This is a genomic window from Acidovorax sp. NN32, from assembly GCF_057597245.1.
In genome coordinates, this window is sequence record NZ_CP199679.1 from 4860698 (window position 1) to 4886948 (window position 26251).

Annotated in this window: 28 protein-coding genes; 18 read left to right on the forward strand and 10 right to left on the reverse strand. The window is 67.1% G+C overall.

The features are described from left to right. Positions 1-17: 17 nt before the first annotated feature. Positions 18-1541 carry a hypothetical protein gene (locus tag ACT89O_RS22475; RefSeq protein WP_487261239.1) on the reverse strand — a complete coding sequence of 508 codons (1524 nt, stop codon included), beginning with the start codon at positions 1539-1541 and terminating at the stop codon, positions 18-20. A gap of 2 nt (positions 1542-1543) precedes the next feature. Continuing rightward, on the reverse strand, positions 1544-2902 hold the full coding sequence (locus ACT89O_RS22480; protein ID WP_487261240.1) for an SPFH domain-containing protein: 1359 nt from the start codon (positions 2900-2902) through the stop codon (positions 1544-1546). A gap of 228 nt (positions 2903-3130) precedes the next feature. On the opposite strand from ACT89O_RS22480, the gene ACT89O_RS22485 reads away from it, so the two are divergent. The 3 genes from ACT89O_RS22485 (at position 3131) to ACT89O_RS22495 (ending at position 6476) form a co-directional block, all read left to right on the forward strand. Continuing rightward, complete coding sequence (locus tag ACT89O_RS22485) at positions 3131-3829, forward strand: response regulator transcription factor (protein WP_487261241.1); 699 nt, start codon at positions 3131-3133, stop codon at positions 3827-3829. A 29-nt stretch (positions 3830-3858) separates the two neighbouring features. After that, a complete protein-coding gene (locus ACT89O_RS22490) occupies positions 3859-5955 on the forward strand; it encodes a sensor histidine kinase (protein ID WP_487262896.1) in 2097 nt (698 codons plus the stop codon). A gap of 128 nt (positions 5956-6083) precedes the next feature. Further along, complete coding sequence (locus tag ACT89O_RS22495) at positions 6084-6476, forward strand: hypothetical protein (RefSeq protein ID WP_487261242.1); 393 nt, start codon at positions 6084-6086, stop codon at positions 6474-6476. A 68-nt stretch (positions 6477-6544) separates the two neighbouring features. Here ACT89O_RS22495 and rpe read toward each other — a convergent pair whose 3' ends face one another. After that, complete coding sequence (gene rpe / locus ACT89O_RS22500; RefSeq protein WP_055395586.1) at positions 6545-7225, reverse strand: ribulose-phosphate 3-epimerase; 681 nt, start codon at positions 7223-7225, stop codon at positions 6545-6547. Between the two features lie 88 nt (positions 7226-7313). Between rpe and apaG the strand changes: the two genes are divergently transcribed. The 4 genes from apaG (at position 7314) to ACT89O_RS22520 (ending at position 12437) form a co-directional block, all read left to right on the forward strand. Further along, entirely contained in the window at positions 7314-7721 is a 408-nt protein-coding gene (apaG, locus tag ACT89O_RS22505) for a Co2+/Mg2+ efflux protein ApaG (RefSeq protein WP_121421421.1), read from the forward strand. Between the two features lie 165 nt (positions 7722-7886). Further along, the gene (locus ACT89O_RS22510) at positions 7887-9902 is read left to right on the forward strand and encodes a site-specific recombinase (protein WP_487261243.1); all 2016 of its coding nucleotides are present in this window, start codon (positions 7887-7889) and stop codon (positions 9900-9902) included. Between the two features lie 161 nt (positions 9903-10063). After that, on the forward strand, positions 10064-11323 hold the full coding sequence (locus ACT89O_RS22515) for a cation:proton antiporter (protein WP_121421423.1): 1260 nt from the start codon (positions 10064-10066) through the stop codon (positions 11321-11323). After that, positions 11313-12437, forward strand: coding sequence for a YbdK family carboxylate-amine ligase (locus ACT89O_RS22520; protein ID WP_055395579.1), 1125 nt, complete (start codon positions 11313-11315; stop codon positions 12435-12437). Before ACT89O_RS22515 ends, ACT89O_RS22520 begins: the two co-directional genes overlap by 11 nt. Positions 12438-12458: 21 nt before the next feature. Here ACT89O_RS22520 and ACT89O_RS22525 read toward each other — a convergent pair whose 3' ends face one another. After that, positions 12459-12857: a tautomerase family protein gene (locus ACT89O_RS22525; RefSeq protein ID WP_228899204.1), complete on the reverse strand. Its 399-nt coding sequence runs from the start codon at positions 12855-12857 to the stop codon at positions 12459-12461. Then, positions 12839-13063 (reverse strand): hypothetical protein, encoded by a 225-nt coding sequence (locus tag ACT89O_RS22530; RefSeq protein ID WP_147433269.1) that lies wholly within the window; start codon positions 13061-13063, stop codon positions 12839-12841. Before ACT89O_RS22530 ends, ACT89O_RS22525 begins: the two co-directional genes overlap by 19 nt. Before the next feature lie 163 nt (positions 13064-13226). Between ACT89O_RS22530 and ACT89O_RS22535 the strand changes: the two genes are divergently transcribed. From ACT89O_RS22535 to ACT89O_RS22555, 5 genes are all read left to right on the forward strand, one after another. After that, positions 13227-14135 (forward strand): LysR family transcriptional regulator, encoded by a 909-nt coding sequence (locus ACT89O_RS22535; protein ID WP_487261244.1) that lies wholly within the window; start codon positions 13227-13229, stop codon positions 14133-14135. Between the two features lie 45 nt (positions 14136-14180). After that, positions 14181-15164, forward strand: a complete 984-nt coding sequence (thiL, locus tag ACT89O_RS22540; protein WP_487261245.1) for a thiamine-phosphate kinase — start codon at positions 14181-14183, stop codon at positions 15162-15164. A 126-nt stretch (positions 15165-15290) separates the two neighbouring features. After that, the gene (locus ACT89O_RS22545; protein WP_010466405.1) at positions 15291-15494 is read left to right on the forward strand and encodes a YgaP family membrane protein; all 204 of its coding nucleotides are present in this window, start codon (positions 15291-15293) and stop codon (positions 15492-15494) included. Between the two features lie 188 nt (positions 15495-15682). Further along, complete coding sequence (locus tag ACT89O_RS22550) at positions 15683-16219, forward strand: RNA polymerase sigma factor (RefSeq protein ID WP_121508328.1); 537 nt, start codon at positions 15683-15685, stop codon at positions 16217-16219. A 99-nt stretch (positions 16220-16318) separates the two neighbouring features. Next, entirely contained in the window at positions 16319-16672 is a 354-nt protein-coding gene (locus tag ACT89O_RS22555) for a hypothetical protein (protein ID WP_436130708.1), read from the forward strand. Positions 16673-16708: 36 nt separating this feature from the next. On the opposite strand, the gene ACT89O_RS22560 is transcribed toward ACT89O_RS22555, so the two are convergent. Then, positions 16709-16858 (reverse strand): hypothetical protein, encoded by a 150-nt coding sequence (locus tag ACT89O_RS22560; protein WP_487261246.1) that lies wholly within the window; start codon positions 16856-16858, stop codon positions 16709-16711. Here ACT89O_RS22560 and ACT89O_RS22565 point away from each other — a divergent pair. Then, the gene (locus ACT89O_RS22565) at positions 16853-16996 is read left to right on the forward strand and encodes a hypothetical protein (RefSeq protein ID WP_487261247.1); all 144 of its coding nucleotides are present in this window, start codon (positions 16853-16855) and stop codon (positions 16994-16996) included. The genes ACT89O_RS22560 and ACT89O_RS22565 overlap by 6 nt on opposite strands. A gap of 133 nt (positions 16997-17129) precedes the next feature. Here the strand turns inward: ACT89O_RS22565 and ACT89O_RS22570 are convergent, their stop codons facing one another. The 3 genes from ACT89O_RS22570 to ACT89O_RS22580 all read right to left on the reverse strand — a co-directional run bounded on the left by ACT89O_RS22570 (position 17130) and on the right by ACT89O_RS22580 (position 20853). Next, positions 17130-18470: a ferredoxin reductase family protein gene (locus tag ACT89O_RS22570; RefSeq protein ID WP_487261248.1), complete on the reverse strand. Its 1341-nt coding sequence runs from the start codon at positions 18468-18470 to the stop codon at positions 17130-17132. Between the two features lie 128 nt (positions 18471-18598). Beyond that, on the reverse strand, positions 18599-19780 hold the full coding sequence (locus tag ACT89O_RS22575; RefSeq protein ID WP_487261249.1) for an Acg family FMN-binding oxidoreductase: 1182 nt from the start codon (positions 19778-19780) through the stop codon (positions 18599-18601). A gap of 32 nt (positions 19781-19812) precedes the next feature. Beyond that, positions 19813-20853: an NAD-dependent epimerase/dehydratase family protein gene (locus ACT89O_RS22580; RefSeq protein ID WP_487261250.1), complete on the reverse strand. Its 1041-nt coding sequence runs from the start codon at positions 20851-20853 to the stop codon at positions 19813-19815. Between the two features lie 142 nt (positions 20854-20995). Between ACT89O_RS22580 and ACT89O_RS22585 the strand changes: the two genes are divergently transcribed. Then, complete coding sequence (locus ACT89O_RS22585; protein WP_487261251.1) at positions 20996-21880, forward strand: LysR family transcriptional regulator; 885 nt, start codon at positions 20996-20998, stop codon at positions 21878-21880. A gap of 21 nt (positions 21881-21901) precedes the next feature. Here ACT89O_RS22585 and ACT89O_RS22590 read toward each other — a convergent pair whose 3' ends face one another. Further along, on the reverse strand, positions 21902-22846 hold the full coding sequence (locus ACT89O_RS22590; protein WP_218301443.1) for a LysR family transcriptional regulator: 945 nt from the start codon (positions 22844-22846) through the stop codon (positions 21902-21904). Positions 22847-22965: 119 nt separating this feature from the next. Here ACT89O_RS22590 and ACT89O_RS22595 point away from each other — a divergent pair, with 119 nt between their 5' ends. The 4 genes from ACT89O_RS22595 (at position 22966) to ACT89O_RS22610 (ending at position 26244) form a co-directional block, all read left to right on the forward strand. After that, positions 22966-23382, forward strand: coding sequence for a tautomerase family protein (locus ACT89O_RS22595; protein ID WP_487261252.1), 417 nt, complete (start codon positions 22966-22968; stop codon positions 23380-23382). A gap of 83 nt (positions 23383-23465) precedes the next feature. Then, positions 23466-23906 (forward strand): lactoylglutathione lyase, encoded by a 441-nt coding sequence (gloA, locus tag ACT89O_RS22600; RefSeq protein WP_487261253.1) that lies wholly within the window; start codon positions 23466-23468, stop codon positions 23904-23906. Positions 23907-24049: 143 nt separating this feature from the next. Beyond that, entirely contained in the window at positions 24050-25678 is a 1629-nt protein-coding gene (locus ACT89O_RS22605) for a DUF4139 domain-containing protein (protein WP_487262897.1), read from the forward strand. Between the two features lie 89 nt (positions 25679-25767). Further along, positions 25768-26244, forward strand: coding sequence for a universal stress protein (locus ACT89O_RS22610; protein ID WP_121508323.1), 477 nt, complete (start codon positions 25768-25770; stop codon positions 26242-26244). The last annotated feature ends 7 nt before the right edge of the window (positions 26245-26251 follow it).

Sequence of the window (26251 nt, forward strand, 5' to 3'; positions counted from 1 at the left end):
TCCCGCCCACCCTGCACTTAGCGCAAGCTCAGCGTCTGCCGCTTCCACGCAGGGTCTTGCCAGCGCTGAAACAAAGGCAGCGCCGCCACATCCCCTGTGACCCGCTCAGTGGTCAGGCCGTCCAACCGCACCACCTCAAAGCTCTTGCGGTAGCGCCCCTGGCCCCGCGCCTCGCGTGCCACCAGCATCTGCTGTCCGCCGGGCACCCATCCGGCCCATTCGGCAACACCGGTTTCTGGCGTGGTGGCCGCTGGCGGCAGCACATCGGCGAGCCAGCCGCCTTCGGTCTTGCGCAGCACCCACAGCTCGCGCCAGCCTTCCAGGGGTTGCACGGCCAGGGCCACCGCCGTGCCTTCGCGGTTGGTGCTGGCCGACGCAGACCAGACCACGCCATAGGTGCAACGGCGCAGCAGCGGGGCCTGGGCCGTGTGCTGGGCATCCACCAGCAGCACACAGGTTTCGCCGGGAGCGCCGGGCTCGGTCACCAGGGTCGGGCGGGCTGCTTTGGACGGGGCCGCTGGCGCGGTAGTGGGCACCAGTGCCCAGCGCACCGCACTCACCCGCATGGCAGCGTCGTTGTAGGTGCTTTGATCCTCGTCGGGCAGGTCGGCCTTGCTCACGCCGGTGAACTCGGTCAGCGCGCGCGCAGCAGCGGCAGCCACCGCTGGATCTGCAACATTTTTGCGCGCCTGCTCGAAAGCCGTGGCGCCCCACACGCTGGCGCGGCGCATCTGTACGCGGTTGCGCAGGTAGGGCGGCAAGCCGGCAACGTCCACACGCTCCAGCACATCGACCTGCCAGGCGTGCAACTTGGCGCGTTCGTGGGCTGGCAGGTCGGGGTTGATGCACTCTGGCCGCGTCAGCGCCAGGGCGGCGCGGGCGCGCTGGGCGGCATCGGCCACCGGCATGGCCAGCACGCGGCGAAAGGCTTCGCCTTCATAGCAAACCTGCATGCGGCCCTCCACCTCATAGGTGGCAAAACGCACGCCGTAGGCATTGGCCACATCCAGGTGCGCGGACAGCGTGGCCCCCGAGGCCTTGCCCGGCACGGCCACCGAGGCGCGACGTGCAAGCCGGTCGGCGAACGTGCCCAGCGCATCAAAAGCCTGCGCGCCCTCGACACCCGCCAGCAGCTGGCCGGGAGCCGCCTGCAGGTACGCGGCGGTGAGGCCAATCCCCAGCGCCTCAGCACCCGGCGTGTCTTGCATGAAACGCAGCACAGCCAGCAACGCGGGGCCTTCGGCCTCGGTCAGTGCCATGCGGCGCACATCGCTGGCGCGGATGAAGCCGCCGCGCTCACGCTTGTGGTCCCACACCTGCAGGTAATCCAGGCGCTCGCCGCGCACCTCCAGCACCTCGCCCTGCCACAGGCTGGCCTGCTGCTGGGCGCCATCGCGCGGCGCGGCACGCAGGCTGGCCTGGTCCTGCACCACGATGGCACTGCCCAGGGTATTGACCGAAGCAGGAGGCACGGCGGCAGAGGCCACCGTGACTGCAGCGCTGGCGACCGCTGCAATGAAGGTCAAGGTCGTGAGATTCATGTTCACTGCTCCACAGCCTGGACGGTGGAGGTGTCGTCGGCCACGCCTGCAGCCTGCACAGCACCGGCTTGCGCATTGCGGCTACCGCCCAGCAGCGCCGCGCCGATGAAATCACCGTTGGTCGGGGGCGGCGCGATGATGACCTGGATCTTGTCGGAGAGCTTGTCGGCCAGCGTCTTCTGGATGAGCAGCGGATGTTTGGTGACCAGCGCTCCTTCGCGCGCCATCTGCTCGGCGTTCACCTTGCCGATGCGGTCCATGCGGTAGGCCTCGGCCTCAGCCAGCTTCTGGCGGGCATCCGCCTCGCCGTTGGCTTCGATGCGGCGGGCCTGAGCGCTGCCCTCGGCGGCCTTGATGCGCGATACCTTTTCGGCCTCGGCCTCAAGCTGGCGCTGCTCGATCTGGCGCTGCTTGAAGGGCAGCACATGTTTCATCGCCTCTTCCTGGGCGCGGGCGGCGATCACCTGCTCGCGGGCCGCAGCTTCAGCAGCCACCTCGCGGCGCACCTTGTCGGCATTGGCGTCGAGTTCGGTCTCCTTCACACGCTTGTCTTTCAGCTCCAGCGTGTAGCGCATCTTCTCGGAAGCCAGTTCCTCGGCCAGCAGGCTGTCCATGCCGCGGCGGTACTCGGCGGGCAGGTCCACCTTGCCGATCTGCACGTGGCGCAGCAGCACGCCATCGGCGGCCAGGCGCGTGCGCAGCTCGGTCTCGATGATTTGTGCGATCTCGGCACGCTTGGACGAGAAAATTTCACGCACGGTGTAGCGGGCAAACACCTTGTAGACCAACCCCTGCACGGCAGGTGCCACGATGTCGGCGTCCACATCATCGGGCAGGCGGCCAGCCTTGACGGTTTCGGAGGACGGATCGAGTGCGTAGCGCACACTCAGGTCAAGCCCGAACGACAGTCCTTCCACCGATTGCAAGGGTGCGCTGCCATTGGCCTGGCGCATGGCTTCAGGGCGGTAGCTCTGGTCCCGCAGAGAGAAGATGCGCACGCTGTGCAGGCCCGGAACCACCCACATGCTGCCATCACGCCACTGGCTCACCGAACCGGTGAACTGGTTCATGCGGACCGCCAGCTCACCCTGGCCCAGCTGCTGCACCGGCGGGTGGCGAAGCACAAGGCCCCCTGCACCGACCACCACGGCACCGGCCACCATCCAGCGCACCGTGCTGGCCGTGGGCTGCAGGTACGCCCAGTGGATGCGCCCTGCGTCCACGTCTGCGGATGCTGGCATGGCAGCTTCCGTCTGCGAAGGTGCCGCGTCTTGCGGCCATTCGCCGCTGGCGTCCAGCGGGCGGGGGGCGGCATTGCGGCCACGCAGGGCTTGTACGATGCGGTTCCAGGCGGTTTTCATGGGGTTTCTCTCTCTCGGTAGGGTGAAGTTGTTGTCTGCTTCTGAGCCGTCCGATCGGGCTGCTCATTGGGGACTGATTCTTCGGATTCACCCCGGAAGCAACAACGCAGCGCGCACCCCAAAGCCCTCACACCCACCGCACAAACCCTCCGGACCCGGAAGAAACCTTCACACCGGGCAAGCAAGGCGCCCCGGATAATCGACGCACCCTTACTCCGCGCCCCGCCCATGACCCGCATCGCCGTGATCGAAGACGACCTGCCCACCAGCAACCAGCTGGCGGGCTGGATTGCCAGTGCGAAGAGCGGCATCGTGATTGACCAGTGGTTCACGCGCGACGACGCCGAAGCCGCCCTGGCGCGCGAGCACTACGACGCCGTGGTCCTTGACATCGAACTGGGCCGTGAGCGCCATGCGGGCGTGGCGCTCATCAACGCCATCAACAAGCGCCGTCAGGGCACACCGGTGCTGGTGGTGTCGGCCATGCCTGCGGCCATCTACCGCAGCATCATGAAAGCGCTGGACGCGTGGGACTACCTGCAAAAGACCACTTTCGAGGAGGCCGACTTCATCGAGACCTTTCTCGACATCCTGCGCACCACGCAGGCACAGACTCCGACCCGCACAGCACCCGCCCCGGTGGACGATGCGCTGGTGCTGGACCCGCTGTGGCAGCGCTCCCCCACCTGGCGCGGCGAGCGCATCAACCTGCCGCTGACGGCCCAGCGCATCCTGGCCACGCTGCACCAGCGCAGTGGCGAGGTGGTGTCGTACGACGAACTTTTTGAGGTGGTGAAAAGCGGGCGCAACCGCGACAACGTGCGCAAGCACGTCAGCACCATCCGCGAGGCCCTGCGCGAGGTGGACCCCAGCTTTGAAGGCATTGAGAACGTGCCCATGCGCGGCTTTCGCTGGACTGGCAAGTGAAGCGTCTGCTCCGCCACCCCGCGCTGGAGATGCCCCGCCTGGGGCTGCCCGCCTTTCGGTTGCGGATTCTGGTGCGCGGTGTGTTTGTGCTGCTGGCACTAGCCACCGTCGCGCTAAGCGTGGTGCTGCTCAAGGAAGAAAAGGAGCGTGGCTGGCAAAGCTACCAGCATGGCTTCGCGCGCAGCCAGTCCGAGGTCATGGCCCGTCTGCGCCACCCCTCTGGGCAGTTGGCTTTGCTCAATGCGGGCAACCGTGGCGCCGGCCCCGCGCCGCTGGCGCCCCTGCTGCTGCCCTACGCGGCGCTGGACTTCGATGACCAGAACAAGGCCCAGCAGGCCGTGGAGATGGCAGGCTGCGCGGTGCAGTACCCCGACGGCTCATCGGTCTGCGCGGCCATCGGCAACAACCCCTATGCCGGGGGCTTCATTTACCTGGTGGGCAGCTTCTACGCGGGCGAGCTGGTGCCCCGCGAACGTGGCGCACTGGATCTGCAGGCCGTGCACCGCGCCCGCATCACGCTGGACATGCGCGGCGCTTCCTACCGCTGGGTGGCGCCTTTTGAAGCACTGCCACCCCAGGGCACGATCAGCACCCGGGGCCGCCTGACGGGCTTTGTGGACAGCGGTGAAGAATCCCTGGATGCCCGCGCGCGGCCAGTGCGGGATTTTCGCGGCTGGCTCTGGCAGAACGGCCAGTGCCGGGATCTGGCGGGCGCCGTGCCCGATTGCCTGCGCCGCACCTTCTACTCCATCCGCCTGCCGGTGGAGCTGTTCCGCGAAGCGCTGTTTGACAAGCAGCGCCTGGTCTGGCCGCCACAGGATCTTGGCAACATGCGCGTGCGGGTGGAAATGCTGGCGCCCGGCACAGGCGCAGCGCTGTTCGACAGCAATGCCCCCGGTGCCCAGGCTGCGGCTTCGCTGGCGGATGTGGCGCGCACCCTGCTGCCCGGCGAACAGGTGCAGATCCGCAAGCTGGGCACGAGCGACAGCGAAGCGATCACACTCAAGGGTTCCGAAGTGCAGGCAGACCCGTCGGCGCCCTGGCTGCTGCGCCTTATCAGCTGGCTGCCGCTGGAGTGGCAAGCCGCTGGCGATCATCAGGCGCAGCCGGTACCGGCCGGCCTCGACATTCTGGACACCCCGGCGGGCAACTATGCCGTCACCTTTACCGGCAACCTGCGCGGCGTGGAGCAGGGCCTTGCCGCCGTGGCCACCCGCATGTCGTGGTACCTGGGCGCCATGCTCGCGGCCATCGCGCTGGCCTGGCTGGTGGTGGAGGTGGGCCTCATCCGCCGCGTGACCGCCCTCACCCGCCGCGCGGCAGCGGTTTCGTACAACGTGCAGGACGGGCACATCGGCCCCCGCCTGGGCGACCTAGACGTGTCGGACCTGCGCGGATCGGACGAGCTGGGCATTCTGGCTGGCGGCCTGGCCGACCTGCTCCAGCGTGTGAAAGACGATATCCAGCGCGAACAGTTGCGCGCCCAGCAGGAGCGCGACATGTGGCATGCCGTGGGGCACGAGATCATGTCCCCCTTGCAATCGCTCATGGTGCTGCACGGCAGCGCCGACGACCCGGGCCACCGCTACATCCAGCGCATGCAACAGGCCGTGCATGTGCTGTATGGCACGGCCTCCCCTGCAGAGGCCTTGCAGGCGGCCGACGTGCCGCAGGGTCGGCTGGACCTGGATGCCTTCCTGCGCCACGTGGCCAACAACGCGCACTTTGCAGGCATCGACAACGTGGTCTATGAAGGAGGGGCGGGCCCGGTCATCGTTCGGGCGGACGAATTTGCATTGGAAGACGTGGTGACCCACATCCTGCGCAATGCCGACCGCTACCGCCCGCCGGGCACGGCCATCACGCTGACGCTGGCGGCCTCCGAGTCGACTGCCAGCGCCACGCTGCGCAACCAGGGTGTCACCATTGCCGAGGATCTGCTGGGGCGCATCTTTGAGCTGGGGGTGTCCGACCCCAGCCTTCCCATGCCCGACGGCGAGAGCGGGCACCGGGGCCAGGGCCTGTTCGTGGCCAAGACCTACATGGCCAAGATGGGTGGCACGATCAACGCGCGCAATACGGCCGACGGCGTGGCCTTCGTCCTGACTTTTCAGCGCCTGGGCTGACCAGGCCCGAAACGCGCGCCCCGCGCACGGCAGGGGGCGGCACTGTCCGACAGGGGCGCGCAGCAGGGGGGCCTACCCTGCAGGCATACGTTCAGACCACCGTCTGCGATTGCCCCAGGAGCCCTTTCATGAACCGCATTCCCTTTGCCACCCCCCTCTTCACCGCCGCCTTGTTGCTGGCATGCGCGGGTGTATCCGCACAAACGCAGCCTCAGGACGCGCGGGCACGCTATGAGCAGGAGCGGGAAAAGTGCATGACCAACAACACCCAGGACAGTCTGGCCACCTGCCTGCGCGAGGCCAACAACGCGCTGGATGCTTCGCGCAAGGGCGATCTGAGCAACCCTGGAGCCGCCGCAAACGACAACGCCACACAGCGTTGTGCTGCGTTCCAGACGGCTGCCGACCAGGCTGATTGCATGCGCCGTGTGCAAAGCAGCCCGGCGAGTGGCTCGGTGTCCGGCGGCGGCGTGTTGCGTGAATCGACCACCACGACGATCACCGTCCCTGCGCAACCTTAACCGAGCTCCAGGAAGGCGTGGTCTGTGAAAACGGCCACCGCACAAAGTCTGCGCAGCGGCTCAGGAGATCATCCCAGTTCTGCGCGCATCGCGTCGATGACGCCTTGGTAGTCCGGCTTGCCAAAGATGGCGCTGCCCGCGACAAAGGTGTCAGCACCCGCATCGGCCACGCGGCGGATGTTGTCGGTCTTGATGCCGCCATCCACTTCCAGGCGGATGTCCTTGCCCGAGGCGTCGATACGCTTGCGCACAGCTTCGATCTTGCGCAGGGCCGAGTCGATGAAGCTCTGGCCGCCAAAGCCGGGGTTCACGCTCATGATGAGAATGAGGTCGATGTCGTCGATCACCCAGTCGAGAACGTCCAGCGGCTCCGCCGGATTGAACACCAGGCCGGGCTTGACGCCCTTGGAACGGATGGCCTGGATGCTGCGGTGCACGTGGCCCGAGGCGTCGGGGTGGAAGCTGATGTAGTCCGCACCCGCGTCGGCAAACGCGGCGGCCAGGGCGTCCACCGGCTGGATCATCAGGTGCACATCGATCGGTACGGCCACACCGGCGGCGGTCTTGGCATGGGGCTTGAGCGCCTGGCACACCATGGGGCCGAAGGTGAGGTTGGGCACGTAATGGTTGTCCATCACGTCGAAGTGGATCCAGTCTGCGCCAGCGGCAATGACATTGCGCACCTCTTCACCCAGGCGGGCGAAGTCGGCGGAGAGGATGGAGGGGGCGATTCGGAATGTGCGGCTCATCCCCCGATTGTCGCAAAGCGCAGAAGGTCTGGGGTTTTACCCCATGGACATGCACTTTTTAGGAATCTCCACGGTTACCATTCGCCCCATGCCAAAGTACCAGTTTGACGTGGAAGTGCTGCCCGAATACCTGCCCGAGCAGTCTGCGCCGGACACAGGGGTGTTCAGCTTCGCTTACACCATCACCATCACGAATTCCGGGGAAACGCCTGCGCAGCTGATTTCGCGCCACTGGATCATCAGTGACTCCCGGGGCCACACCGAAGAGGTCAAGGGCCTGGGCGTGGTGGGCCACCAGCCGCTGCTCAAGCCGGGCGAATCGTTCCAGTACACCAGCGGTTGCCGGCTTCGCACCTCCAGCGGGACCATGCACGGCACCTTTCACTGCGTGGCCGAAGATGGCGAGCCCTTCAACAGCCCGGTGCCGTTGTTCGTGCTGGAGGCGATCAGCCACGGCCCTTCGGGCGAACCTTTGAGCGGCCGGGTGCTGCATTGAAGCGCTATTGCCCCCACGCTTCCCACTTCGTGTGGTCGCTGCCCCCCAAGGGGGCCGCTTTTCATCTTGGGGCGGCCCGGCGATGAAGCATTACCCCCACACTCCCCACTTCGTGTGGTCGCTGCCCCCCAAGGGGGCCGCTTTTCATCTTGGGGCGGCCCGGCGATGAAAAACACCCCGCATTCCGACCTGGCCAGCATTCTGGCGGCTCTCGACCCGGCCGCCGACCTGGCCCATCGCCACCTGTGGCTCATCCACCTGCTGGACTGGGTGCGCGGCAAGCGCGATTCGGTGCCTGCCGCTGTGGGCCGGGTGCAGCTTTTCATCGATGCGGTCGCGGCACGGCCCGATCTCCAGCAGCGGCTGCAAGCCTGGTGGGCCACCTTGGTGGGCCAGGTCGATATCACCACCTTGCTGGCCGATTTTGGCTTTGCGCCCCGCACTGCGCTGGTCAGCGAGATGGCGGAACGTCTGCGCACCAAGCTGCTGCCGGGCAGCCCAGAGACCATCGACGCGTCCGAGCTTTTCATGCTGGCGCTGCCCAGCGCTTTTGACGCCCAGTGGCTCGCGGCGCTCGACGAAGCCCAGCTGAACCGGCTGGTGGAGTTGCTGGCTTCCCCGGGTGGCAACAACAGCCCCGGTGGCGCCACGCGCTGGCACCGCGCCCTGCTCGACGCCATCACTTACTGCGCGGGGCAGATTCTCTCGACCGGCTTTGCCCCCGAACTCCGGTTGCGCATGAGCGAATCCGCGCGCGAGGCGCAGCCTTTTCATGCACTGATCCGCGATGTGGAGAGCCTGCGCGTGGAGGTGCTGCATGCGCTGCGCACGCCTGACCGGCTCAACGAGTCGGCCCAGCGCCTGCGCGAGCGCCTGGAGGCCTGCCGCGCGGCGGCGGCCACCGTGTACACGCATTTCGAAGACAACGGCATTTCAGTGGGCCTGGTCTTTCGCCTGCGGCAGCTGCGCGAGCGCATCCTGCGCGTGCGCGAATTGCTCGACTGCCTGCTGTCGGCCCAACCAGCCGTCACGGCGGCGCAGCTCATGGCGCACCTGGTGATGGTGGGACAGGAGCGGCGCAGCCTGCGCGCGTTGCTGGCGTCCAACTCCTCGCTGCTGGCGGCCAAGGTGGCCGAGCGCAGCGCCGAGACGGGCGAGCACTACATCACCCGCACAGGCACCGAATACCGCGCCATGCTGCGCAAGGCGGCGGGCGGCGGTGCGCTGATGGCGTTCACCACGCTGACCAAGTTCGGCCTCCATGCGCTGGCGCTGTCAGCGTTCTGGGGCGGGTTCATGGCGGGGGTCAACTACGCCGTGAGCTTTGTGCTGATCCAGCTGTTGCACTTCACGGTGGCCACCAAACAACCGGCCATGACGGCGCCGGCCATGGCAGCCAAGCTCAAGGAGCTGGGCTCGGGCGGCGCGATCGAGGCGTTTGTGGATGAGATCACGCACCTGGTGCGCTCCCAGGTGGCGGCCGTGCTGGGCAACGTGCTGGTGGTGTTTCCCGCCGTGCTGGCGCTGGCCACGCTGATTGCCCTGGCCACGGGCGGGCCCGCCATCAGCGTGAAGGAGGCAGAGCATGTGCTCGCATCCTTGCACCTGCTCGGGCCTTCGCTGTTTTTTGCGGCCTTTACCGGGGTGCTGCTGTTTGCATCCAGCATCATTGCGGGCTGGACGGAGAACTGGTTTGTGCTCCACCGCATGGACTCAGCCCTGCACTACAACCCGCGCATCACCGGGCTGCTGGGCGCCGAGCGCGCCGCGCGCTGGGCCCGCTTCCTGCGCGAAAACCTCTCGGGCCTTGCGGCCAATGTCTCGCTGGGTTTCATGCTCGGCCTGGTGCCCGCGTTTGCCGCTTTTTTTGGGCTGGGGCTCGATGTGCGCCACGTCACGCTGTCCACCGGCCAGGTGGCTGCCGCCAGCGCCGCACTGGGCCTGCAGGTGCTGCATTTGCCCGCGTTATGGTGGGCCGTGGCCTCGCTGCCCTTTCTGGGTGCGCTGAATGTGTCGGTCAGTTTTTATCTGGCCTTCAGCCTCGCGCTGCGCGCGCAAAACGTGAGCGGTGTAGACCGCTCGCGCATCTACGCCGCCATTCGCGCCCGCCTGCGCAGCGCGCCCCTGAGCTTTTTTGTGCCAGCGCGGCAAGCCAGCGTTGGTGTATCGTCGCAGGCCTGACGGCGGGCAACCGCCGCATCTGTCCTACATGGCCGGAATGTTTCCGCCTGTAAATTCGGGGCACCAACGCCCAAGCGCACCCCCTCCCATCTGCGGAGGGCCTGTGCGCGGGCCCTTTCACACCAACGGGCACCGCCCGTCTGACGCAGAGGTTCCATGACATGAACGAAATCCTGACCTTCTGGGCGCAGTGGCTGCGCCCCTCGGCCGGGTTGCCCACGGTGCAATGGTCGCTGCTGCTGGCCGTGGCCGCCATGGCGGGCTATCTCACGCAGCGCCACACGGGCCTGCCCAAGGTGCTCGGCTATTCGCTGGTAGGCACCGCCGCCGGGCTGGCCGGGTTCAGCGGTGCCGTGTGGCCGCTGCAGGGCATTGGCCTGTTCCTGCTGGAGCTGGGCATTGCCCTGGTGCTCTTTGAATGTGGTGGCCGCATTCCGCTGCGCTGGTTCCGCCACAACCCCATGGTGCTGGTGCAGAGCATTGCCGAATCGGTGCTGACCTATTTCGCCGTGTACTGGGTGCTGGTGTGGCTGAACCTGCCCACGCAGGTGGCCGGGCCGCTGGCCCTGGTGGCGCTCGCGGCTTCACCCGCCGTGCTCACGCGCGTGGTGGCCGACACCCGCGCCGCCGGGCCCGTGACGGAACGCGCCATCGTGCTCACCACGCTCTCTACGCTATACGCGCTGACACTGGGCAGCGCCAAGGCCGAGCTGATCAACCGCCAAAGCGTCACCATGGTGGAGACCGTGTACCCCGTGATGGTGGTGCTGGGCGTCTCCATCATCGTGGCCGCCGTGCTGGCCCTGGTGCTGCGCATGGCGTTGCGCTTCATGAGCCCCACGAGCGAAAACACCTCCATGCTGTTTCTGGCATTGGTCGCGGCGGGCACCGCCGTGGCAGCGCACATGGGGGGCTCGGCGCCGCTGGCCGCACTACTGGGCGGCATGCTGCTCAAGCAACTCAACCCGCGCCCCTGGGCCTGGCCCCGCCAGCTGGGCAATGCGTCGTCACTGCTCACCATGCTGATGTTTGTGCTGGTCTCTACCGTGGCGGCGCAGGCCGACTGGAGCGCCCCGGTGGCCGGCGTGGTGCTGGCCCTGATTGCCGTGCGCCTAGTGGCCAAGGCCACCGGCGTGGCACTGGGCAACGTGGGCAGCGGTGCGAGCTGGAAGCAGGCGCTGTGGGTGGGCTGCGCGATGACACCGATGTCGTCCATCGCACTCTTGATCGCCTCGCAGTTCGTGCTGGCCTCGCCTTCCACCGGCCATGTGATTGCCGGTGTGGCGCTGCCGGCCATCTTGCTGATGGAGGTGCTGGGCGCCGTGATCGCCACCGTGGCCATTTACCGTGCGGGCGAAAGCTCCAAACCCTGGGCGCCATTGACCCGCAGCAACAACGGAGAAAACAGCCGTGAGTCTTGAAGCCTTCAACCATTCCGAACCGCTGACGCTGGGTGTTGAGCTGGAGCTACAGCTCGTCAACACCAACGACTACGACCTGGCCCCCTATGCCGAGGACATGCTGCGCCTCATGAAGAAAACCCCGCTGCCCGGCAGCGTGGTGCCCGAGATGACGAACAGCATGATCGAGATCTCCACCGGCATCTGCCACTCGGCCAGCGAAGTGCTGGGCCAGCTCACGCCCATCCGCGATGCGCTGGTCAAAAGCGCTGACAAGCTCAACATCGCCGTGGTGGGCGGCGGCACGCACCCCTTCCAGCAGTGGCACGAGCGGCGCATCTACGACAAGCCGCGTTTTCGTGAGCTGTCCGAGCTGTATGGCTACCTGTCCAAGCAGTTCACCATCTTCGGCCAGCACGTGCACATCGGCTGCCCCGACGCGAACGCCGCGCTGCTCATGCTGCACCGCATGTCGCGCTACATACCTCACTTCATCGCACTGTCGGCATCGAGCCCCTATGTGCAGGGCCAGGATACGGCCTTCGACTCGGCACGCCTGAACTCGGTGTTTGCGTTTCCGCTGTCAGGCCGCGCCCCCATGGCCCTGACCTGGGATGACTTCACGGTTTACTTCGACAAGATGACGCGCACCGGCGTGGTCAAGAGCATGAAGGACTTCTACTGGGACATTCGCCCCAAGCCCGAGTTCGGCACCATCGAGATCCGCGTGTTCGACACGCCACTGACCATTGAGCGCGCTGCCGCACTCGCGGGCTACGTGCAGTCGCTGGGCGCATGGTTTCTGGCCGACCAGCCCTTCATGCCCGCCGAAGACGACTACCTTGTGTACACCTACAACCGCTTCCAGGCCTGCCGTTTTGGCATGGATGCGGTGTATGTAGACCCGGCTACGGGCGACCACATGCCGCTGCGCGAGCACATCCTCAAGACCATGGACAAGATCGCCGGACACGCCGCCGTGCAAGGCGCATCAAGCGCCATGCACATGCTGCGCACCGAAGCGGAAGCGGGCCAGAACGACGCGCGCTGGCTGCGCGAGCGTCAACGCGAAGAGCAATTGCTGGCCGAGGTCAGCCGCCAGGCAGCGCAGCGCTTTCGCGGCGCACCAGCCTGAGCGCGCCTCGCACCCGCACCTTCACGCCGCCAGCGCCAGCTTGCGCGCCTGCTGCGTGCGCCCGCCATAGCCCCAGTCGCTGGCGGGCAACTCCCGCACCACCACGTAGCTGGCCGTGGCCAGCGCGCCGTCACCGGCCAGCTGGCGCTGCAGTTCAGCAAATGCGGCCTGGATGAAGGCGGCCTTCTCTTCCCGTGTGTTCGTACCCTCTGTGATGCTGATCTCCAGCAGTGCCGTGGGCTGCGCGATGGGCGCACCGCCGATGTGCCAACGCGCGGCGGGCAGGTCGTCGATGACCACCGCCGTCACCTCGCGGCGCTTGCCCAGCAGGTCCACGGTCAAGTCGGTCAGCGCGCTGGCCAGCTGCCGGTAGCGCTCGGGGTTTTGTAGCGGGGCGAGTTTCAGAACAAGGGTTGGCATGGTGTTTTCAGCTCCGGGGTGGAAGGATTCATGGGCGCAGCTTCAGTACGCGCAAGGTGGAAAGCCCGGCGGACCATGCGCAGGAACCCACGCGCCACCCAGGTGTGGGCTTCGCGAATCGCGTCCTGCCGCAGCTGCAGCGCGTGGCGCTTGGCCTCGTCGCGCAGTCGCTGGTAATCATCGGGGTGCAGGTGCTGTGGGTACATGCTCATTTCCTTTCAGGGTGAAGCCACTGTAGGCAGCACCGGGCACGGCGGAAACCGCCTGCGCTGCAAGGCCGTTTTGCACAGATTGCAAGGGGCCTGTGCGCGCATCGAGCGCGACGATTCGTGCAGAGGCTCCCCAGCCCCCCGCCGTTACCATTGCCCGATGCGCGATATCCGCTTTGAAGACATGCACCTGTTCGTGCGCGTGACCGATCTGGGCTCGCTCTCGGCGGTGGCGCGCGAGCGCGATGCGCCGGTGAGCCAGGTCTCGCGCACGCTGGCGCGCATCGAGAAAGCCTGCGGCGCACGGCTGCTGCACCGCACGACCCACGGCCTCACTCCCACACCCGAGGGGCTGACCTTTCTGGACTACTGCCGCCGCATCACCGGCACGCTCGACGAGCTGGAGGGCGAGTTCGCCCAGCAAAGTGGACAGCCCAGCGGCTGGGTGCGAGTGGCGTCCAGCTCGGTGGTGGCCGAACACCTGCTGATCCCCAGCTTCGACAGCCTGCAGCACAAGCACCCGCAACTGCGTGTGGAACTGGTAGTGGACGACCGCATGGCCGACATGGCGCGCGATGGCATCGACATCGCCATCCGCACCGGCCCGCCGCTGACCGACACCGTGGTCGCGCGCCCGCTGGGCACGCTGGCACGCGCGCTGTACGCCACGCCCGGCTACCTGCAGGCGCACGGGGTGCCCCAGCGCCCCGACGATCTGCGTCAGCACCGGCTCATCACCAACAGCGCGGTGGCGTTTCTGAACCACTGGCCTTTCCAGATCAATGGCGAACCGCAGGTGCTGGTGGCCGAGGGCCACTGGCGCTCGGGCAGCACGGCCATCACCGCGCGTTTGGCGCTCCAAGGCCTGGGTATTGCGCGCCTGGCCACGGTGGTGGCTGAGCCCCTGGTGCGCCAGGGCCTGCTGGCGCCGGTGTTGGCCGACTGCGTGGACCTGCAGCCCAGTCCCATCCATGCCATCACCCTCACCCGCAGGCACCGTCTGCCCAAGATCCAGGCCTGCATCGACCGTTGGGCGCAGTGGTTTTCCACCGCGGAGCCGAGCGCCTGAGCGGGTTCGCGCCGTTTTCTTCCTCCGATTCTTTAGGACCGCACCGTGGGTGAATTCGACCTGATTGCACATTACTTCACGCGCCCCGCGCGCCCGGGCGGTGCCGTGGCCCTGGGCGTGGGCGACGACTGCGCGCTGCTCGCGCCCACACCCGGCATGCAGCTGGCCATCTCCAGCGACATGCTGGTAGAGGGCCGCCACTTCTTCGCAGACGTGGACCCGGAAGCCCTGGGCCACAAGGCGCTGGCCGTGAACCTGTCGGACCTGGCGGCCTGTGGAGCGCGCCCGCTGGCGTTTACCCTGGCCTTGTCACTACCCCGGGTGGATGAGGCCTGGCTGGAAGGCTTCTCGCGCGGGATGTGGACGCTGGCCGATGCCCACGGCTGCGAGCTGGTGGGCGGCGACACCACGCAGGGCCCGCTCAATATCTGCATCACCGTGTTTGGCGAGGTGCCCCCCCGCCAGGCCCTGCTGCGCAGCGGCGCGCGGCCCGGCGACGATATCTACGTGAGCGGCACGCTGGGCGACGCCCGCCTTGCGCTGGAGGCACTGCTGGGCCACACCCCCCTTCCCGCCGACGTGCTGGCCCGCGCGCGCCAGCGGCTGGAGCGCCCCACCCCGCGTGTGGCCCTGGGCCTGGCCCTGCGCGGCGTGGCCAGCAGCGCCATGGATGTGAGCGACGGGCTGCTGGGCGACCTGTCGCACATCCTCAAGGCCTCAGGCGTAGGGGCCCGGATCGACACACACATCACTTCAAAAATGATAGCTTCTAGCGCTTATCCATCAAGCGCTGGAGCCATATTTGATGCTGAATTGATTCGCCAATGCACGTTGGCAGGTGGCGACGACTACGAGCTGGCCTTCACCGCCCCGCCCGCGCAGCGTGACGCGGTGACCGTCGCGTCGCAGGCAAGCAGCACGCCCGTCACCCGCATCGGCACGGTGCTGGCCACACCTGGCCTGCAACTGGTGGATGCACAGGGCCAACCGGTAGACAAGCGCTACGCCTCGTTTGACCATTTCCGGTAACGGGCAGCCGTGACTGGCCGCGACTTTTTTTCGCAACCCATGAATCCTTTTGCGATACCCGCAGCTCTTGGTGGTGGAGGCGCCCTGTGTTGGCACCTCCTTCAACCGACCAAGGAGCCCATTCCCATGCTGTACCGCAAGAACATCACCCGCCCCGAAAGCCTGCTGCGCGTTGTGGGGGGCGTCGCCCTCATCGCTGCGGGCCTCTGGTGGCTGGCCGCATCGCCCCTGGGCCTGGCGCTGGCCGCCTCGGGCGTTGGCAGCATCCTGAGCGGCGCATTTGGCTACTGCCCCGCCTGCGCCATGGTGGGCCGCAAGCCTGTCGAATGACATGAAACAACACCCCCTGAGTCGCTTCGCGCCTTCACCCCCTGCTCTTCTCACGCTGCGCGTGGGCGGGGGACGCAGCCAGCGCGGCGGGGCGGCCCTTGCGCGGCTGCCCGCGCAGGGGTCGCGCCGGTTTCACAGGCTGCGGGTGGCGCAATGCGCTGTGGAGAACTAAAACCATGAGCAACCCCATGACCGCACCCACACTCGCCCAGCTGCTTCCCGCCGCGCGCAGCGGCGATGCCGTGGCGATGGAGCAGCTGCTGCGCCTCACCCGCCCCGATATCCGCCGCTATGCGCTGCGGCACTGCGCGGCCACCACGGCCACCGACGACGTGGTGCAGGAGGCGCTCATCATCGTGTACCGCCGCGTGGGCGCGCTGCGCGAGGTGGCGGCGTTTGGCGGCTGGGTGGTGCGCATCGTGCAGCGCCTGTGCATGCGGCCGATGCTGGCGTGGCTCAAGGCCGAGCCGCTGGCGCAGGTGGAGGACAACCTCGCCTGGTCGCACCGCCCCGACCACGAGCTGCGCCACGACCTGGCCCTGGCCATCGACTCACTGCCGCCCCTGTACCGCGAGGCCCTCCTGCTGCGCGACTTCGAGGAGCTGACCATCGAGGAGATGGCGCAGCGGCTTGGGGTGACGCGCGAGGCCGCCAAAAGCCGACTGCACCGGGCAAGGGCCCTGGTGCGCGAGTACCTGGTGCCATCGGCGCCTGCGGCTCGCTGAGCCCCGCTGCGCACGCAATCTAACGGGCTGCGCAATAGTTCACGCAGCACGCTGCAGGCTTGTGCGTGGCCCGTGCAACAAGGTGCAACATCGCGCTCCATGGCTTATACCTACCTGTTCTTTCAGCCCGCAAGGTTGCCGCTGTCCACCGACGAGCTCTCACCCGACACGGTGCTGGTGCTGCGCGACATCCATCACATCAAAACATCGCTCGCGCAGATGGTGCCGGGCCTGGAGTGGGCCCTGCCCACCTGGGGCCACGCCACGGTGCTGGGCCACGGGGTGGAATTCCATCTCCCCGACAACGTGTCCGATGGCCCGCTCGCCATGCATTGCTCGCTGCGCACCGACTACACCGCCTGGGTGCAGGCGCTGTGCGACGCGCTGGGCTGGCTGGCGTTCGATGAACGGCCCATGTGCCTGCAGCCCCACGGCCCATCGTTTCCCGCCTGAGAGTCCGCCCTGCGGGGCAGGTGCCGCAGACCCCGGCTACTTCGCAATGATGGTCAGCAAATCTTCACGCGAGGACTGCGCGCCCGCATCGGCAAAGGCCATGCGGTTCTGGGCCGAAAGCTTGCCCCACGGGGTGATGCAAACCAGATGGAGGCCTACCGCAGCACGCATGTGGGTGATGTGCATGACACCTCGCCCTACCCGGCCGACAACCCACCGGACATCGAGCCCTGTGTGAAGAGAGACAAGCCCCAGTTCATCTTCACCGCAGACTGGATACGGCGCATGGGCAGGCTGATTGCGTTCGTAGCGCCGGAGGCATGAGCACCTCACGGCCGACATTACGGACACCATTTGCTACATATTCAATAGCTGCTTGCGTTTACCTGTAAAGCGCTGAGTGGCAATTAGAACCATTTTCCCTACCCACCCATAGCGCTGGGGTGAAAACCCCGCCTCAACGCATCTGGAACAGCTCTTGGTGAAAACATGCAGGCGAGCGCCCCAGCTGCTGCATGCCCAGGCGCACCGCCTCGGCAAAACCCTGCGGCCCACAGAACCACACGCTCGCCGCCGGGCTGGTGCCCGCCAGCAGCGCTGTGGGTGTCACGGGCCCAGCATCGTCGCTGTAGTGGATCTCCAGCGTCACGCTGGGCAGGCGCGCGCACAGCGCGGCCATGCGCTCGGCAAACACCGCCTCGCCCGCATGGCGCACGCAGTAGTGCAGGTGCACCCGGGGCGCCAGCGCGGGCGTGGACTGCATCGACTCGAGCCAGGCCATGAACGGCGTGGCGCCAATGCCTGCGGCCACCCACACCTGCTCGGTGGCGCTGTCGCCGCGAAAGTCAAAGCAGCCATACGGCCCCTCGATGCTCACCGTCTGGCCCGGCTGCACCTGCAGGGGCAGCTGCCCCGTGTGGTCGCCCAGCGCCTTGATGGCAAACCGCAGCACGCCGTTGCCCTGGTCAGCATTGAGCAGGGTGAAGGGGTGCGCCCCTTCGGCACGGCCAAAGGTGACAAACGCAAACTGACCGGCCGCATGCTTCCAGCCACTGGCGGGGCTGACCTGGCAGGTCACTTCCAGCACCCCAGCCCCTTGGGGCGACACGCTCACCACACGGGCCGCATGGCGGCGGCTGCGCCCGATGGCCCCGGCCAGCGAGCGCACGGCGCACAGCACCCCCACCAGCGTGCACAGGCCCACCAGCACACCCGCAGGCTGCTGCCACCAGGCAGGCGGCGTGAGCACCACGGCATGGAAGGCCAGCACCAGGTACACCACGGCCAGCAGCTTGTGCAGGTAGCGCCACACGTGGTACGGAAACCGCTGCCACAGCGTGATGACCAGCATGGCCGCGAGGAACCACACGGCCCATTCCCCCATCTCCTCGGCCAGGTGGCGGAAGGTGTTGAGCCACCAATCCGCGCGCGGCGTGCGCACCGGGCGGCCTACCCAGTCAGCCAGCAGGCTGCGCGACAGCTGCAGCCCGTAGTGCAGCAACGCCAGCACAATCGCGCCGATGCCCGCCCACTTGTGCAGGCGGTAGCTCTTGTCCAGGCCACCGAGCGGCTTTTCCAGCCACGCGGGCCGCACGGCCAGCACCATGATCAGCGACATCAGCGTCCAGGCTGCCACCCCGGTGAGCAGGATCAGCTGGTTACGCCACCACCAGACATCGCCCCACGCGGGCGGTGTAGGCTGGGGCACGATCAAAGCCAACATCCACACGCCCATGGCCACCGCCAGAGTGCCCCCCAAAACCTTCTTCCACATCACCAGCCCCACTAATTGTTGCAACGCAGCAACTGTAGAAACCCGCGATGAACGCCACCTGAACAGTGTGTGAAGCAGCGGCAAAGCGCGCCAGCTTGTGGCCGGAGGTTGATCTGCATCAGCCCTTTGCGCAGGTGCTGTCCTCCTCCGAATCAAGCCTGCACAAAACGCGCGAGCGGTCTGCGCGGCGTGGCAGGCACCTCGCCCTGCGGGTAACCCATGCGGCAGAACATCTGCACGGTGGGCTCCTGGGGTGTACGCGGCGCGGGCCGCCCCAGCACCAGCTGGTGCACGCGCTCGAAGTGCGGGGCCATCTCGGCAAATTCCTGCACCGCCTGGCTCATGGGGTGCATGCCCACACCCAGCGCCGTGGCCTGCAACTGCTGGCGCACATGCAGGCGCCCGGTATGAATCTGGTCGCTGCGCGTGTTGGGGCCGGCAATCCACACAAAACCCATGGCCGTGCGGCTGTGGCCTTCAAAGCGGCCCATGGCATTTTTGTACGCCGCGCTGCCTTCGGCGGGTGGTGCGGAGCGGTCGAACAGGCCCAGCGCCGACACCGCGCGCACAAAGGGCGAATTTATCGAGATGCCATCGCGGTGCTGCAGGATCTCGGCCGGGCCCACGCGGGTGAGCTGGATGCTTTCCATCATGGTGCGCGGCGTGAGCAGCTCTACCCGGGCGGACTCCCAGCACAGCGTGCGCAGCGCGGGCAACTGGTCTGCACTGACGGTACCGCCAACGCTGAGCGGGGCTTGAGCCGGGGCGCTGCCCAGCAACCGGGCCAGCAACTCGGGCGCCACGGGGCGGGTGGTGTCGAAATCGGTCTTGGGCGTGCGGCGCAGCAGCACCTGGGCAAACAGCGGGTCGGGCTGGCCGCCCGGCTTGAGGGTAATGCGCGCCACGGGACGGTCGTCCCAGTCCTTCAGGGCCGCAGGCATCTCGCCCTGCGGCCACAGCAGCACCTCGCTGGCCACGCCTTGCTGGGCCAGCGCCATCACCAGCAGCTCCAGAAAGGCGCCATGGCCGATGAGTATCTGGCGCCCACCCGGGTCGGTCTGTGGCAACACCCGTGCAGGGTCGGTGCGCAGGGTGATGACACCGCTCTCGCGCAAGTCCACCAGCCAGGGCTGCAGGTTGTGCGAATTGGGCGCGGTGATGGCGTAGGCCACCGCCCGGCGGCGCACATCGGTCTCGCCCACAGGGCCCTGCCAGGCCTCGACCGCCTCGGCGGGATAGTTCGAGCTCACGGCGCCGCAGGCGACCAGCGTGCCGGTGGTGGCGGCGGCGATGGTGCCACCCCCTGCCAAACGAATGAAGTTGCGACGGTTCATGAGAAGACTCCGGTGGTTCAAAGGTTGTGCCGTCAGGCCAGCGCAGCGCGGGTCGAACGCAAGGCTACGAGCCCCAAATCTGCCAGCGCCTGGCGCACGGCCTGATCGAAGGGGGTGTGGGGCTCGTCGCCGATGAGCGCACGCAGGCGGGTGTTGTCCAGACGGTGGGGCGTGCGCCACAGATAGCGCATGTCCGCCAGCGCAGCGAACGTGGGGGCCACCAGCCCCATCACGCGCAGCAGCGGCCACGGCAACTGCCCCACCCGCAGCGCGCCCGCATCGGGCAGCCAGCCCTGCTCTGCGGCAATGGCCGTGAAGCTGTGCAGCCACTGCTGCGCCGTGACGTGATGGCCAGCGAAATGCAGGCACTCGAAGGGGGCCAGCCGGTCCCGCTCTTGCGCCACACGCACGAAGGTGCGGGCGAGGTCGGGCAGATAGGCCCAGGGCGTGGCTACGTCCAGCGGGCCGGGCCAGGTGATGCGGCCCCGGGGCAGGTCCTTGGCAATGGCCTGGTCCAGCCAGCTGCCGGTGCCACTGCCAAAGAAGTCCCCGGCGCGCAGCACCACGGCGCGCATGTCGCCCCCTTGCGTGGCAGCCTGCAGGCGCAGCTCCAGTTGCACCCGCATGCGGCCCTTGAAGCCCGTGGCGGCCTGGGGTGTGTCTTCGTGCAGCACGGGCGGCATGCCTTCACCAAAGTTGTAGACGTTGCCCGGCAGCATCAGCGTGGCGCGCAGCTGGCGGGTGACGGCAATGGCAGCTTCCATCAACGCGGGCGCCTCTTCGCGCCAGGCCTTGTGCGTGTAGGCGGGGTTGAGCGCATGCACCACCACCTGCGCGCCTTGCGCCTGGGCCGCCAGTGCGGCGGTGTCCTCCACCGCCACGGGCATCCACCATACACCGGCGATAGCGGGCAGCGCAGGCCCGCGCGCACCGGGCCGCACCTGGGCCAGCACTTGCCAGCCGGCCTGGGCAAAGGCCCAGGCCGCCGCCAGTCCCAGCCGGCCCCGGGCGCCCAGGATCAACACGGTGGAAGGGTTGTCCGTGCAGGGCGGAAAACGGGGGTGGGTGGTCATGTCAGGGCTCCATTCACAAGGGATGTATCGATTGTGGAAACGCAGAGCCCGTTACACAATTGGCTAAGCGTCCATAACAGCAATGCAAATTTGAATACCTCCAACCACCCCGCTGCCACCCCGTTGCGGGCACGCTATCGCCATGAACCAAACCTTTGACTGGAGCCTGGTGCAGTCCTTTCTGGCCGCGCTGGACCAGGGCAGCCTGCTGGGCGCGGCGCGCGTTCTCAACGCCAGCCAGCCCACCATCGGCCGCCACATTGCCGAGCTGGAATCGCAGCTGGGCGTGGTGCTGTTTGAGCGCACAGGGCGCGGCTTGTTACCCACCGCGACGGCGTTGCGGCTGGCCGAATCGGCCCGCGCCATGGAGATGGGCGCCCACCAGCTGGCACGCAGCGTGTCGGGCGCGGAGGAAGGCGTGACGGGCACCGTGCGCATCACCGCCAGCCAGTCCGTGGCCTGCGTGCTGCTGCCGCCCGTGCTGGCGCGCATGCGCCAGGCGCTGCCCGAGGTGCAGGTCGAGCTGGTGGCCAGCAACCAGGTCACCAACCTGCTGCGCCGCGAGGCCGACATTGCGCTGCGCATGGTGCGCCCCGACCAGGCCAGCCTGGTGGCCAAGCGCATCGGCGCGGTCACGCTGGGCGCCTATGCCCACCGCGACTACCTGCGCCGCAAAGGCATACCCCGGCAGCCGCCCGACCTGCTGCAGCACGAGCTGGTGGGCAACGACCGGCACGAGGACATCCTGCAAGGCTTTGCCGCCATGGGCTACCCGGTGGAGCGCCAGCACTTCGCGTTTCGCACCGACGACCTCATGGCGTATTGGGAAGCCGTGCGCGCAGGATTGGGCATCGGCTTTGTGGGCAACTACATGGCCCGCACCGACCCAAACGTGGTGGCGGTGCTGCCCCAGCTTGCGTTGCCCGAGCTGCCTATCTGGCTCACGGTGCACCGCGAGATCCGCACCAGCCGCAGGATTCGGGCGGTGTATGACTTTTTGGCGGCGCAAGTGCCCGGGGTGTTGTAGCCCCGTGCCTGCGCTGCACGCCTACCCCCTGTCGGGGCGCAACAGCATGCCGGGTTCACCCGATGGTTTTGCAAACGACGCAAAGCAGGTCTGCAAATAGTCCATGGTGGCCAGCACTTTGGGCGCGCGGTGCCGGGTGCTCAGAATCACCGCAAATATGGGATGGCTCCCGCGTTCCACGGCCTGTGGCAAGACCGGCAAGAGCTTGCCCTGGTCCACCAGCGCCTGGCCAATCACGTCGTTCATGCGTGCAATGCCCGCGCCACCCAGGGCGAGGGAGATCACCGCTGCGCTGCTGTTGACCTGCACTTTGCCCTTCACCATCAGCATGGTGGGCTCGCCGTTCACCCGAAAATCCCATTGGTTGTGCGACGGGGTGGAGGCGTTGGATATGAGCCGATGCGCAGCCAAATCCTGCACGGATATCGGAGCTCCGTACGTTTGCACATACCCAGGTGATGCATAGAGTGCACGACCATGGCTGCCCAGCGACCGCGCCACGGATGCCTGTGCCGGGTCGACGCCAGCGCGAATCGCAATATCAATCGACTCATCGGCCATGTCCACCACACGGTCTTCCACCTGAAGTTCGACCGTCAGCCCCGGATACTGGGCCCCCAGAAGGTGCAGCTTGGGAATCAAGACATATTCAGCGAGCAGCTGGCTGACACTGATGCGCACCGTGCCGCCAATGTGCAGCGAACGCCCACCAAATCCGTCTCGCAACTGGGCATATTCGCCCAGAATCCGCCGCGCGTGCTCCAGGAACATTTCGCCCTCTTCCGTGAGCGACAGGCTGTGGGTGGTGCGGTGGGCCAGACGCAAGCCGCAGGCCGCCTCGATGCGGGCCATGCCGCGCGAGACGTGGCTTGCAGCCACGTTGCGCTCGCGTGCCACGGTTGAAAACGAGTGTGCCGAGGCAATTTGCACAAACAAGGCGAAGTCATCCAGCGTGAGGTTGTCCATGGTTGTGCATTTTCTGCACAAGCGCTGTGTCCGGCCAGCTGTTTCCGAAGTCTTTGCGATTCGCGACAGTCCGGGTGTGCGGATGGTCCGCACCAAGCCATCAACTTTCTGAAGCTGCTATGCCCCTCACACTCATCATCACCGAAGGCATCCTGCCCAAAAACCGCCAGCAAAGCACCATGGCACGCCTGTCGGAGGCCTTTCTCAAGCTGCACGGCTTGGCTGGCAACAAGTTCTTCACACCCAACGTCATTGGGCATATTTCAGAGCTCCCTGAGGGCAGCACCTACGCGGGAGCAAGCCCGACCAACGTCGCCATCGTGGAATGGCTCACGCCCTCATTTGCATTTGCCACACGGGAAGTGCAAACCGCCTATGTCGCCGAGGCCACCGATATCCTCTTTGAAGCCTGCGGCGGCAAGCAGCCCCGCGAAAACATCTGGGTCAACCTGAAATACGCGGTGGACGGCATGTGGGGCATTGGCGGCAAGGCCTACACCAACCAGGAGCTGGGCGAAGCAGCAGCCCGCGGGTAAATCCAGCACGCCTCAACACGGTGTGTGCGACTGTATCGCCCCACATTGCCACACCGTGTGTCCAAACCACCCCAAGGCCCACCATGACGACTTTTGACGATGAAGGACTGAGCCCCCAGCCCACCCGATTGCTGCATACCATGTTGCGGGTGGCAGATCTGGAGCGGTCCATCGAGTTCTACACCAACAAGCTGGGGATGCGCCTGCACCGCCAGGAGCGCTTCCCCCAAGGCCGCTTCACCTTGGCTTTTGTCGGCTATGGCCACGAGTCCACCGACGCCAGCATTGAACTGACCTACAACTGGGACCAGTCTGCCTATCAACGTGGAACGGCCTACGGACACATCGCGTTGGCCGTTCACAGTGTGGCCAAAAGCTGCGCCAGCCTGCAAGCCGCCGGGGTTTCGGTAGTTCGCGAGGCGGGGCCCATGCAGTCACTTTCTCCGGACCGGACTTCACCAGAAAACATTGCCTTCATTGAAGACCCTGACGGCTATCAGATAGAGCTGATTGAGCGGCGGTAGCGCGATCCCCCCACGAATCGCCGGAGGCACTCCACGCGGGGGCACGGCATCCGCAGCGCGGGCTGCTAGCATCCTTCGCTGTCCATCCACGCCCAAGGAGTCTCGTGATTCATTGCCCCAATATCCCGCGCCTGCACCGTACCTTGGGCCTTTTGAGCGCAGCACTGCTCTCCATCGCGGCCTCGTCTGCCCACGCCCAGGACACCTCCCGCATCGCCCGCGTCACCGTCTACCCCGGCAGCGCCACGGTGGAGCGTGTGGCCAAGGTGCCTGCGGGCGCGCGCAGCCTCACGCTGGCCTGCCTGCCCGCGTCGCTGGATGCACAAAGCCTGCAGATCAACGCCGACCCTGCCGTGCGTGTGGGCGAGTTCAACGTGCTCACCGAGGACCGCGATGTGGCGGCAGGCTGCGCGAGCCCGCTGGACGGCCGCATCCGCGAGCTGGAAGACCAGATCGCGGGAGTGAAGGCCGAAGCCTCCGCCCTGCAACTGGTGGATGGTTACCTGCGCAGCGTGGCACAAACCGGCAATGGTCAAGAGGCGGCAGCACCTGCTACAAGCGCCCTCCGTGTCGCCACCCCTACGCCCGCACAGATCACCGCTACCGCCGATGTACTGCGCAAGTCTGGCCAAGACAGCTTTGCACGCGCGCACCAACTGCAACGCAAGCAGGAGGCGCTGGAGCTGGCCCTCAAGCCCCTGGTGGCCGAGCGCGACCGTGTGGCCAGCCAGCGTGCGCGGGTGGTGTCCGTCACCATCAACCTGGCCGCCGAGCGCGAGGCCGAGCTGCGCCTGTCTTACCAGGTACGCGGCCCTGGCTGGCAACCCACCTACCGTGCCACGCTGGATGCCACCAAATCCACCGTGCTGATCGAGCGCCAGGCGCTGGTGGCGCAAAACAGTGGCGAAGACTGGAGCAACGTTCAACTGACCCTGTCCACCGGCCAACCAGGCCGCGCCACGCAGGGCCGCTTGCCGCGCGAATGGACGCTGGATGTAGCCCCGCCGCCGCGTCCCATGCCCGCCGCCGCCCCCGCCGTTGCGATGGCCATGGCGGCAGCGCCTTCGCCCGTAGCACGCTCGCGCAACGCGGTCGAGGAGGCCATGCCCACCTTCGATGTCAGCACCCTCGACAAGGGTTTTGCCACCGAGTTCGCCGTGCCGCAGCGCATCACCGTGCCATCGAGCGGCCAGCGCGTGACGCTGGCGCTGGGCAACCACACGGCCCCCGCCACGCTGATCACCCGCACAGCCCCCGCCGTGGAAGAAGCCGCCTACCTGGTGGCCCACATGGCCCAGCCGCCCGGCGTGTGGCCCGCAGGGCCAGCAGGCCTGTACCGCGACGGCGCGTTTGTGGGCAACGGGCGCATCGACTTCTCCACCCCCAGCGCGGGCGCACCCGAGGGCAGCGCCAGCCTGTCATTTGGCCGCGATGAACTCGTCACCGTGCGCGCCGAGCCCGCGCAGGACCTGACGGGCAGCACCGGCTTTACCGGCTCGCGCACCGAGCGCAAGACCCGCCGCGCCTACAGCGTGGAGAACCGCCACAAGACCGGCATCACGCTGCAGGTGTTGCATGCCGCGCCGGTGTCGCGCAACGAGAAGATCGAGGTTGAATCGCGCTACCAGCCCCAGCCCACCGACACGGCCTGGAACCGCACGCCCGGCACCGTGGCCTGGCAGCAGCCGCTGGCCGCAGGCGCCACGGCGCAGTTCAGCGCCGAGCACACCATCCGCTACCCCAAGGATGTGGAGCTGCAAGAACGCCAGTGAACCGGCAACTGCAGCCCGCACCCACCCACAACAGTCGTTCACAATCGACAGCAGCGCCCCACGAAAAAGCCCGAGGAGCCAGCCCCACCATGAGTTACCAACACATCCTCGTTGCCGTTGACGGCAGCCCCACCTCGGACCACGCCGTGGCCCAGGCCACCAGCCTCGCGCAATCCACGGGCGGCCGCATCCGGCTGCTGAATGTGATGGACCCGGTGGCCCACATCAGCGGCTTTGAGCAGCCCGAGGTCTACAGCCAGGAGGTACTACCCCGCCTGCGCAAGGCCGGCGAAGCCCTGCTGCACCAGACCCAGGAGCGCGTGGCGCAACGCGGTGTACCCGTAGACACTGTGCTGATTGAAAACCTGGACGCCCGCGTGGCGCAGCTGGTGGTGGAGCATGCCCAGGCCTGGGGGGCCGACCTGATCGTGCTGGGCACGCACGGGCGCCGTGGCCTGGCCCGCGTGCTGATGGGCAGCGATGCCGAGCAGATTGCACGCACCGCGCCCGTGCCCGTGTTGCTGGTGCGCCTGCCCGCAGGGGCAGACGTGGCCGCCAGCGACTGACAGCCCC